The 9,049-nt window shown below is 70.0% G+C and carries 10 protein-coding genes and 1 pseudogene; 3 read left to right on the top strand and 8 right to left on the bottom strand.

What is annotated here, in order from left to right; all coding sequences use genetic code 11:
* Positions 1 to 281, top strand: a pseudogene (locus VN520_RS08785) (hypothetical protein); the annotation flags it as partial.
* A 298-nt stretch (positions 282 to 579) separates the two neighbouring features.
* On the opposite strand, the gene VN520_RS08780 reads toward VN520_RS08785, so the two are convergent.
* Positions 580 to 1,251: a hypothetical protein gene (locus VN520_RS08780; protein WP_325746292.1), complete on the bottom strand. Its 672-nt coding sequence runs from the start codon at positions 1,249 to 1,251 to the stop codon at positions 580 to 582.
* 370 nt (positions 1,252 to 1,621) lie between these two features.
* Between VN520_RS08780 and VN520_RS08775 the strand changes: the two genes are divergently transcribed.
* Complete coding sequence (locus VN520_RS08775; protein ID WP_325746291.1) at positions 1,622 to 2,188, top strand: RDD family protein; 567 nt, start codon at positions 1,622 to 1,624, stop codon at positions 2,186 to 2,188.
* 137 nt (positions 2,189 to 2,325) lie between these two features.
* Here the strand turns inward: VN520_RS08775 and VN520_RS08770 are convergent, their stop codons facing one another.
* The 7 genes from VN520_RS08770 to VN520_RS08740 form a co-directional block, all read right to left on the bottom strand.
* Positions 2,326 to 2,865, bottom strand: coding sequence for a hypothetical protein (locus VN520_RS08770; protein ID WP_325746290.1), 540 nt, complete (start codon positions 2,863 to 2,865; stop codon positions 2,326 to 2,328).
* A gap of 400 nt (positions 2,866 to 3,265) precedes the next feature.
* A complete protein-coding gene (locus VN520_RS08765; protein ID WP_325746289.1) occupies positions 3,266 to 4,090 on the bottom strand; it encodes a hypothetical protein in 825 nt (274 codons plus the stop codon).
* The gene (locus VN520_RS08760) at positions 4,087 to 4,512 is read right to left on the bottom strand and encodes a hypothetical protein (RefSeq protein WP_325746288.1); all 426 of its coding nucleotides are present in this window, start codon (positions 4,510 to 4,512) and stop codon (positions 4,087 to 4,089) included. Before VN520_RS08760 ends, VN520_RS08765 begins: the two co-directional genes overlap by 4 nt.
* A 157-nt stretch (positions 4,513 to 4,669) precedes the next feature.
* On the bottom strand, positions 4,670 to 5,017 hold the full coding sequence (locus tag VN520_RS08755) for a hypothetical protein (RefSeq protein ID WP_325746287.1): 348 nt from the start codon (positions 5,015 to 5,017) through the stop codon (positions 4,670 to 4,672).
* Positions 5,018 to 5,075: 58 nt separating this feature from the next.
* Complete coding sequence (locus VN520_RS08750; RefSeq protein ID WP_325746286.1) at positions 5,076 to 7,379, bottom strand: hypothetical protein; 2,304 nt, start codon at positions 7,377 to 7,379, stop codon at positions 5,076 to 5,078.
* Positions 7,380 to 7,403: 24 nt separating this feature from the next.
* The gene (locus VN520_RS08745) at positions 7,404 to 7,700 is read right to left on the bottom strand and encodes a ribonuclease E inhibitor RraB (protein ID WP_325746285.1); all 297 of its coding nucleotides are present in this window, start codon (positions 7,698 to 7,700) and stop codon (positions 7,404 to 7,406) included.
* The gene (locus VN520_RS08740) at positions 7,697 to 8,095 is read right to left on the bottom strand and encodes a hypothetical protein (protein ID WP_325746284.1); all 399 of its coding nucleotides are present in this window, start codon (positions 8,093 to 8,095) and stop codon (positions 7,697 to 7,699) included. Before VN520_RS08740 ends, VN520_RS08745 begins: the two co-directional genes overlap by 4 nt.
* A 633-nt stretch (positions 8,096 to 8,728) precedes the next feature.
* Here VN520_RS08740 and VN520_RS08735 point away from each other — a divergent pair.
* On the top strand, positions 8,729 to 9,049 hold a 321-nt coding region (locus VN520_RS08735), incomplete at its 3' end, for a hypothetical protein (protein ID WP_325746283.1).

Here is a 9,049-nt window from a genome sequence, read left to right as displayed (position 1 = left end):
TGGGAGGCATGACCGGCGCCCGGGAGGTCGTTCCGGAGCTGGAGCGCTGCCTGCAGATCGTCGGCGACCAGGTGCTGCTGCACGTGCCCGGAGTCTCCCGCCGGCTCCGGCTGCCCACCCGCTGGCCCTGGACCGAACTGGTCGCACGCAACGCAGAGGCGGTCCTGCTTCTGGGACTGGATCCGCTGCCGCAGACCGCCGACGCCGCGCGGATCGACGCCTACCTGGATGCCACGCTCGCCACCGACCGGCTGCTCTTCGGCCGAGCCCGAACCCGCTGAACCTGTCAGCTCGACCGCCCGGACGCAAGCACCCGGCCGGGGCGACGCAGCGGGCGAATACTCCAGGCCAGACCTCCTACGCGGAGCAGCGCCAGCCCACCTTCCGACCGCTCGACAACCCGCGGCGCCGACCCGGCAGTCCTCGTCGCCTCACAACCGGAACCCGTCCGGCAGGCTCACCCGCTCATGGGCCAGCCTGCGCACCTGCGCACGAGCGCCCGCCGGAGGAGTGCGACCCTCCCAGTACGGATTCGCGCCCACGCGCGCGGACAGCGTGACCAGCCGGCGCCGCAGCGCGTCATGCCTTCTGGCGCACGGAATGGGCAGCGATGACACCGTGGATCGCCTTCACCGACGGGGTGTCGTAGAGACCCCTGCGATCCGGCGACCGACTCAGCCCGAACCGAGTCCGCCGCGCGACTCCGGGTGCGCAGAACCACGACAGGTCGAACTGCCACCCCAGCCCGTCGTCCCCCGCACGGCTCACGCGGACGTTCAGAGTGAACCCGTCCTCGTACGGGGTCCATGCCTGTGCGGCAGCCCAGCCGTGGTCCTCGGCATGGGAGAGCAGGTTGGCTGCTGCCTTCGGCAGGGCGTATCCGCGGGGAGGGGCGAACACGACCCCGGCTTCGAGGAGCCGCTGAGTCCTGTCACGGACCTCACGCTCGGCCGGGGTCAGCACGTTGTCACGCGCCAGGGCGGAGGCCAGGGTGACGGCCCGCCCGCTGTAACGGCAGGTGGAGCCGGTGCCGTACGCATCCCGGATGACAGCACGACGCTTACCGTCCAAGGTCCACTCGGCCTTCGGCTCGTGAGCGCCCAGGACGCCATCACGGACGTCCACTCTGGCTGCGCTGCCGCACGGGCACAGTGCAAGAACGCAACGCTGGAGATCGGACCACACGTTGGGCAGGAGGATGGCCGTCTCGTGCTTCGGCTCAGTGGCCAGGCGCTCCAGTGTGGTCGTCATGCTGCTCTCCTAGAACTTCGGATTCCGGCTAGGAGGCAGAGTGAACGGGATCCGGGGGCCAGAGGCTCGTACGGGCGAGAACCGGCGGCCGTGATGCCCGAGACCGGCAGGTGCCCAGTCGGACAGCAGTGGACGGCATACGCCGAGCGTGATGCCCGAGCGGATCAAACTCGGCGGCGCGCCACCGGTGGGAATCCGCCGACAGAACACACAGCCCCTCAAGGGCGTACGACTCAGGCCCATCCCTCCGAGCCGTACGCGCGACGACGCCAGCCACCGCGCGTCGGGTAGAGGGCGGGCAAAGGGAGATGTCCGGATCGGGGCCTAGCTTTCCAGCGTCCCAACCACCGACGGTCCAGGAAGCACCTTCATGACGACACAGCCCTACGGCTCTTCCGGCCCCACCCCCGCCGCTGGCGGCGCGTACGGCTCACCCAGCCACGCCCCGACCGCGTACGCGTCCTACGCCCCGGGCCACCCACATGTCGGGGCAGTGCATGGCGGGCCGCCAGCAGGCCCGCTGCTCGCCAACATCGGAGCCCGGCTCGGCGCCCGGCTTCTGGACCTCGTGATCTGGTACGTCGCCTACTTCGTGACGGCGATCCCGCTGATGATCTGGATCGATTCCGGCGCCGGCGCCGCCGGACAGACCGTGCTGGTGGCCTGGCTGCTCACCACCTACGTCCTGTACTTCCCCTTCAGCGTCTGCCGGTTCGGTTCCACCATCGGGAAGAGGATCTGCAAGATCCGCATCGTGCGGAGCCAGTCAGCCCTACCGCTCGGCTTCTGGCGGGCGATGGGACGGGAGACCTTCTTCTTCGCCGCCGCGGTGATTCCGGTCCTCGGCCTTCTCAACCCGCTCTGGTGCTGCTGGGACAAGCCGTACCAGCAGTGCCTGCACGACAAGGTCGCCGACACGATGGTGATCACCCGGTAGGGCGCCTCCAGGCGTAGGCGCTGACCTGCCGCCGCAAGGCGGTGTCCCACCAACTCGACAGCGACGCCCCCACCGTGGATCTCCACGGTGGGGGCGTCGCTGCTATGGATGGGCTTCCAGGTCTTCGCCGGTCGCCGCTACTCCGCGCTCGCGGGATCGACGGCGGCTTCCGGAGGAAGGTGCGCCCACCAGATCTTGGCCGAGAGCCTGATGGTCGCATGCGTCGTGTCGGAGGCCGGGTCCCACAGAGCGTAGATGCCGTCATCGGTGTACGTGACGGTGACGGGCGTGGCCTGGGTCGGTCCGGTCGAGCGGGCGCCGCCCTTGCCACCGAACAGGATGCGGGTCGTGTGGCTGCTGGCCTTCACGCCCGGAACGAAGCGGAGCTCGGTCATGGACCACTTGCCGGCCTCCGGCTCCGGGGTCTGCTCGATGACGCCTGCGTCGGAGAAGAGCGTGGTCCAGGTGGTGCGCTCGCTCGCGTCGGTGCCCTTCGCGCCGATGAACAGGCGAAGGCCCTTGGCCGGGAAGCCGTTGCGCCGGGCGTCAACGAGCTGCGGTTCGGCGAGGAGGTAGCCCGTGCGAGTGACCTGATGACCGCGAGTGTCAGCACCCGTGGCCGTCACGTGGTCGCCGACCGAGAAACCGTCGAGCATCCTCTTGAGTTTTTCCGTCATACGCGCGTTCCTTCGTCTGGGAGTCGAGGTGAGTTCCGACGGGGCGAGGCCGCCGATTGGCGGCCGCCGACGTCGCGCCGCCCGGTGCTGCTAGGGCGGCGAAGTGGAGCCGATGCTTGTCGAGTCCGCGCCCGGCTCGCAGTCGTGGCGAATCTGCCTTCGCTGCGCCCGGGGGCAGACCACGACCGGCCCGAGGTGTTTCGCAGGGAGTCGGCCATTTCTGTACGCCAATGACCACGGCCGCAGCACCCGACGAGACCGGCTGGAGAGCCGCGTGGCGGTGCTGGCGGACAGCATGTGAGTGGACCGGTGCGCTCGCGGAGGGTGCGAGCCGCCTCCCCCCGGCCGGGCGGGTGCGGTTGGAGGCGTGGGCGGCCCTTGACTCACCCCGCCTTCGGGTTCAGACGTGGATGACCGTGGGCGCGGCGGGCAGCTCGGGGCGCTGGGGAGAGATCATTCGGGGCATCACGCGGCCTTCGAGGACCGGTTGCGCGTTGACCAGGGCGAGGATCTCCAGGAGCAGCTCTGCTGGCACGTTCGTCAGCTTCAGGACCTCTGCCGACGAGGCGTCATCAGCCAGCCGTACAGAGCCGGAGCAGTGGGCTCGGGGCGCCGAGACTCCATCTGGCCGATGCTGAGCCGCTGACCAATGCGACTGCTTGCGGGCGTCGACAGCATGCGGCTGCTCGTACGGGGCGGCCCGCAGCGCTGGCAGTACGTCCTGCATACGTCGGTTGAGCCTCTGCCGGCTCCGTGTTTCCTCCTGGACCCTTTGCTGCATCGCACGGGCAGCCCCGAAGGTGCTCAGGTAGTCGGGCAGCAGACGCCTGATGATCTGACGGGCCTTGCTTTCGGCCGAGGTGTCGATCCCCACGGTCACGGGCTCGGCTCGCCATCCGCAGTACTCGGATGGGTAGCCGCCGCGCACCGTGAGCCGCCTACCCGCCGCGCCCTTGCGGTAGCTGCCCTCATGCGTGAGCGACAAGCTCATCCCGCTGGGGTGCGTCAGGAGGACGCTCACGAAGTTCACGGGGGCGACCTGGTGACGCCAGCCTCCGCCCTCGACCTGCCGGTCGTTGAACTCGGCAGCGAGTGTCCGGCCGATCCGATGGGCCAACTCCTGCCGTTCCCGGCGTTCGGCGTCGAGCCGTTCGGAGCGAGCCTGCGGCGTCCAGGAACGGGCCATCTCCGGGGGCGTCCCCTGCTGTTCACCCACAGCGGTCACAGGGAGCCCCCCTCCACGTCGGCAAGGCTACGAGTGGCCGAGTCGTAGATCGCCCCGTGGAACGGCTTCTGCGCGAGGCGGTCAAATCGGGCCGGGTCGAACGAGGCAAACTGAAAATCCACCCCGTGGGACGTCAGAAGCCGGGCGAACTCCAGGTCGGTGCTCTCCGGGTAGACCCGCTTGTCAGGCACCAGATCGGCCGCCTGCCAGTGGAAATGCCTCTCATAACGCACCACGACGCGGGTGACGTGGTTGTACACCAGGACGTGCAGGTAGGCACCACGCACGTACACATGCCAAGTGTCCCGGTCACAGGTGTAGCCGAGCAGGAGGGTGCGCTCCGGACCAGGGATGTCCTGGGTATCCACCGCGCGCAGCTGCTCGGCTTCGCCACGCAGACGGTCGAGTTCGGCAAGGTTCATGACAGCTCCAATGGCGTTGGGGGAGCGCCACTGAACCGTCTGGGCCCGACGCTGTCGTCTGCCCGCGAATCCGTCAGTCCGATCTGATGTTCCGTCCCACCTTCCGTGAGAGGCAGCCCCCGCCCATCAGTGCCTGTTCATGGACACCTGAGGAACCTCATTCGGGTTGGGACACAACCGCAAGGGGCTTGGAGACGAGAAGCCTGGGCCGATTGGTCGTACGGTCAATTACCGTCCAGCCGTGTTCGCGCAGGAGGTCGGCATAGGCGGCGACGAGGACGTACTCCTCAGCTGCGACGCCTTCGAAAGAGAGCGCATTAGCGGAACTCGGGAACGGGGTGCGGTGGCTGACGCGTGCCTGAGCGGAACCTGGCGCGCCTGGTGAGCACAGGAATCCGGCCGTGACGACGGCGCCGGTCGCGTCGAACTTCGCCCTGGGGTGGTGTGCCAGGAGAAGCGTGGTCACGGCCGTGGTTACAGGGTCGGCTGGTTGCAGGGTGTCCATCTTGTGCCTTCCATCGTCTTCGGCCGGGGCGACAGCTTCTTTCCGAGATATGGCCCCCTCATGGCCTCGAGGACGTGCTCGTCACGAAGACGCTGCGGATGCCCTCAATCGCCTCGTACAGCCGGTCTGCAGCCGCACTGCCAGGAGCGCCGAGGTCCTCCCGGGCGGCGTCGAGCAGGACGGCCAGGTGATGGCCGCGGATCCGGCCGCTGGCACTGCGCCTGGCCTGGCCGAGCGCGGCGTGGAGCTGCTGGCGGTAGGCGCCCGGCTGGATCTGGGCGAGCCGGCCGCGCCGCAGGTCGACCCGTCCGGCCGCGCCGTAGAGGTCGCTGCGGAGCCCCGCCGGGATGCGCAGGTAGGCCTCGTCGTCCAGCTCGGGCAGCGGCACCCAGGCATCCTCCGCCGCGATCACGGCCCGGGCAGCGGCGTCTCGGCTGGCGTGAGCTGGGCCGCGTCCGAGAGCGCGCCGCCGGTGCTCGGCCGTCCACCGGACAGTGTCGTTCTTGCGGCGGCGGACGGGAGCGACGGCGCCGACCTCAGTGCCGTCGGCCAGCACCCGGTAGCCGCCCAGGTAGGCGGGATCGGGTTCCAGCCGCCAGGCGCGGCCACCGATCGTGCCCAGGTCCACCGGACCGGTCTCCTGCTGAGCTGTGGCCGGGGCCAAGTCCTGAAGTGCACGAAGCAGTTGCCGGGCTTCCTTGCTGCGGCCGAGTTCCGAGGCATCGAGGGCAGTGAGCTGCCGGAGGTCGTCTTCGCCGGGCACCCGCAGCGCGGTGCGCAGGGCGGCTTCCCGGACAGCCTGCGGGAGCCGGGCCAGCTTGCCGGCGCGCTCCGATGCGATGGCCAGTGGGATCACGGCGGCGACCAGAGCGTTCTGGTCCGGCTCGGTCAGTGCGGCGAAGGCGGCAGCCACTGCGGCCGCCGAGCCGGAGGCTGGGGCCCGGCGCAGCCCGTCTCGGACGACCGCGCCCGCGGCCTGCTCGCGGTTGGCGAAGTGCTTCTGGCCGTGGGGCGGCTGCAGCGGCATGGCGTGGCTGGTCCGGGCAGACCAGCCCAGGAGCGAGGTGCCGTGCAGGGAGTGTTCGGGCTGGATGCTGCCCGCGATCTCACCGTCGCGCAGCACCCGCCAGCGACTGTGATCGTCTTCGTAGCGCACCAGCGTCCACCCTGCCCCGCCGTGCACGCCCAGGTCCTCGATGGCGACAGGAGCCCTGGGTTCGTCCTGTGCGGCGTCGGCGTCCCCGTCGCTGTCGGCCGGGTCCGGACCGGGTGTGTGGTTGTCGTCGTGTCCGGCGGTCGTGTCCGGGACGGGGGCCTTCCGGGCGGTGTTGAGCTCCGCTTGCAGGGCGGCCAGCTCCCGGCGGTGCCGCTCGCGTTCCTCCTCCAGCAGGCTGTTCAGTCGACCGTTCTCGGTCTTGAGTTCTTCGCGGTGGGTCTGGAGTTCGTCAAGACGGGCGGCCAGGCCGGTCTTCTCGCTTTGGGCGGCGGCGAGGTCGGCGGCCGTACGCCGATGCGTCTCCTCAAGCCGGGTGTGCTGGCCGGACAACTCCTCCAGGCGGTGGCGCTGCGTCTCGGCTTCGCCCTGGAGCCGGCCGTGGGCGGCGAGGAGCTGGCGGTGCTCGCCGGTGAGGGCGGTGTGGACCTGCTCCAGTTCCTCGTGCTGCGTCTTCAGCAGGTTGTGCGCGCCGCTGAGCTGCTGGTGGGTGTCGCGCAGCTCGCGATGCGCCTCGGAGAGCTTGTCGAGCGCGGCGCGGTCCGCGGTGGCGCGTCTGTCGGCGTCGGCGGCTTCGCCCAGCGCGCAGGCCGCCTCCAGCAGGGCTGCCTGCCGCTCGGTGCGGGCGTGCTCGGCGGCCTGCTCGCTGCGGGAGGCCTCCGCGCGGGCCGCTTCGGCATCGCCCACGGCCTCCTCGCGCCGCTGTTCGGCCTGGCGGACCTTCTCGGTGGCGTCGCTGGTGACCTGTTCGATGTGAGCGGCGACTGCCGCGGTGTCGGCGCCGGCCTGCTGCCCCTGGTGCACGGCCTCCAGCGCAGTCAGTACCCGGGGCAGCAGGGAGGCGAGGACCTGCTCCTCGCGGGCGCCCCGGGCTACGGCCTGCTGGACCGGTACGGGTTCCGGTGCGGCGGCGCGCTCCTTCTCCAGGTCCTTGCGTGCCCGGTAGGCCTTCTGACGGTCGCGCCGGTTGTTATGCTGCACGCAGAACTTGGTTGGCGAGCCGGACTTGCCCGGCGGGCGCGGTGCGCGGGCGTTCGTGCAGTCGGGGAAGTCGCAGTCGGCGCCGCCGAACCCGGCCTCGATGAGCTTCCTGGCCAGCCACTCGTCCGTGGCAGCCGCCTTGCCGCGCCGGATGGTCTTCGTGGTCATCGCTGCTCTCGTCTCCCGGCCGTGTCAGTTTTCGTCGCGGTCGACGATCATCGGGTCCGTCACGGGGCGCCCGGACTCGTACGTCGCCTCTCCGCCGTCGTACTCGCCTCCGTGCCGGTTGACGATCGCCTCCACCTCGCGGTGTCGCTCGTCGAGGCCACCTACCTCGACATCACGCGCGGCCAAGAGCCGCCACTTCGGCGTGACTGCGGGGTCCGGCTCGTCGAGACGGGTGACGTAGTCCGCCAGGTCCTTCGCGCATCCCTCGGCGCTGGCCCGGTCAGGGAAGTACGCCCAGTGCGTGTAGGAGATCGTGCTCAACGTTCCTCGCCAGCATGCTGGTTCAGCAGGGTGTCCAGTGCCTGGGCCGCTGAGCGGGAGAGCTGCGGGCGGTACAGCGCGAACCATGCCCGGACGCCGTCGAGCGTCTGTGTGGCGTCGTCCTGCCACGCCGCGACGACCTCCCGGGCCCGCGTGCTCGCCAGATCGGCGTAGGCGGCGGGAACCTCGTTGGCGATGACGTCGCTGATGCGCTCGGCGAGGGTCCCGGTGGTGCCGGGGACTTCCTCGGCCTCCAGGCGGTCGGCCTCGGCGCGCAGCGCGGTGGCCTTCTCCGCGAACATCCGCTCGTTGTCCGTGCGGGGACCGGCGTCGGCCGGAGGGATGCGGTCCTCCAACTCGGCTGCCCTCTGGCGCAGTTCGGCAGGACTCGGCATGGCTTTCCCCGTTCGGGTTGAAGGTGGAGGGCGGCTGACGCGTGAGCGGGGGGTCAGCCGAGGTGCCGGCCAAGGAGGACCGCGGCGAGGAGCACGGGCGCGAAAATGCCGGCCAGGTTGATCAGGTTCATGAGCGGACCGTCACCGCCGCCGCGCCGTCGCCGTCGTCTCAACGGGTTCTCCTCGCTTCCGGCGTCCGGGGTCCGCGTTTTCGTGCCCGGCTGGTCACCGGGTCGTTCCGCACCGTAGAGCATGGATCTTGAACTTACAACTCAACTCAAACACGATGACTATTGAGTCTAAACAGGTGATGCGTAACTGCCTTTGACCTGCGGTGAAGCTCTGTGCGCCATTCTCAGGCGTGATGTGTATTCCCGGCCCGGTCATACCGTCAGCGTCACCGTGCGTTCAGATCGCCTCCTGCGCCTTCGGTGCTGATCGGACGGGTTCCCGGCGCCGCATTTAGTTGAATCCCGTACGGGCGGGTGTCGGCCCTGTGCGCCGGGTCCTGATTCCGGATACTCTCTGCTTAGCCGGAATCAGAAACCGACCGGGACACGACAAGCGGCGTCCGCAGGTATTCGGCTTGCGCAACGACTTCTGTGAGAAGGCCGGAGAGGAGCGGGGGAGAAGATGACGGTGGACATGTGGCATCCCCTGCCGGTGCACACGAACGGGCCGTCCCGGGCGCCGCGCATCATCCGCGACGAGATGACCGAGGTGCTGGCCAGGGTGGAGAGGCAGACCAGGCTCGTCCGCGTCCACGGCGGCCGCCTCGACCACACCGCCCGCCAGGAGCGCCCCGGCCGGTGGCGCATGGCCTGCGGCACCCTGCCCGTGAACCCGCGCGACTTCGAGCGCTCCCTGTGCGGTACCCCCTGCCTGGCCTGCGACCGCGCGCTGCGCCTTGCCGCCGACCCGGCCGCCGCCGCCCTGCGGGCCCACACCGCGACC

This window comes from Streptomyces sp. (genome assembly GCF_035563135.1).
Taxonomy (GTDB): Bacteria; Actinomycetota; Actinomycetes; order Streptomycetales; family Streptomycetaceae; genus Streptomyces.
Note: the sequence above shows the minus strand (reverse complement) of the source record. Positions and strands in the feature narration are given on the sequence as shown.

Bases quoted from the DNA above. Each gene is read 5' to 3' on its own strand.
- VN520_RS08775 (WP_325746291.1), top strand. From the start codon at position 1,622: ATGACGACACAGCCCTACGGCTCTTCCGGCCCCACCCCCGCCGCTGGC.
- VN520_RS08755 (WP_325746287.1), bottom strand. From the start codon at position 5,017: ATGGACACCCTGCAACCAGCCGACCCTGTAACCACGGCCGTGACCACG.
- VN520_RS08770 (WP_325746290.1), bottom strand. From the start codon at position 2,865: ATGACGGAAAAACTCAAGAGGATGCTCGACGGTTTCTCGGTCGGCGAC.
- VN520_RS08760 (WP_325746288.1), bottom strand. From the start codon at position 4,512: ATGAACCTTGCCGAACTCGACCGTCTGCGTGGCGAAGCCGAGCAGCTG.
- VN520_RS08740 (WP_325746284.1), bottom strand. From the start codon at position 8,095: ATGCCGAGTCCTGCCGAACTGCGCCAGAGGGCAGCCGAGTTGGAGGAC.
- VN520_RS08780 (WP_325746292.1), bottom strand. From the start codon at position 1,251: ATGACGACCACACTGGAGCGCCTGGCCACTGAGCCGAAGCACGAGACG.
- VN520_RS08750 (WP_325746286.1), bottom strand. From the start codon at position 7,379: ATGACCACGAAGACCATCCGGCGCGGCAAGGCGGCTGCCACGGACGAG.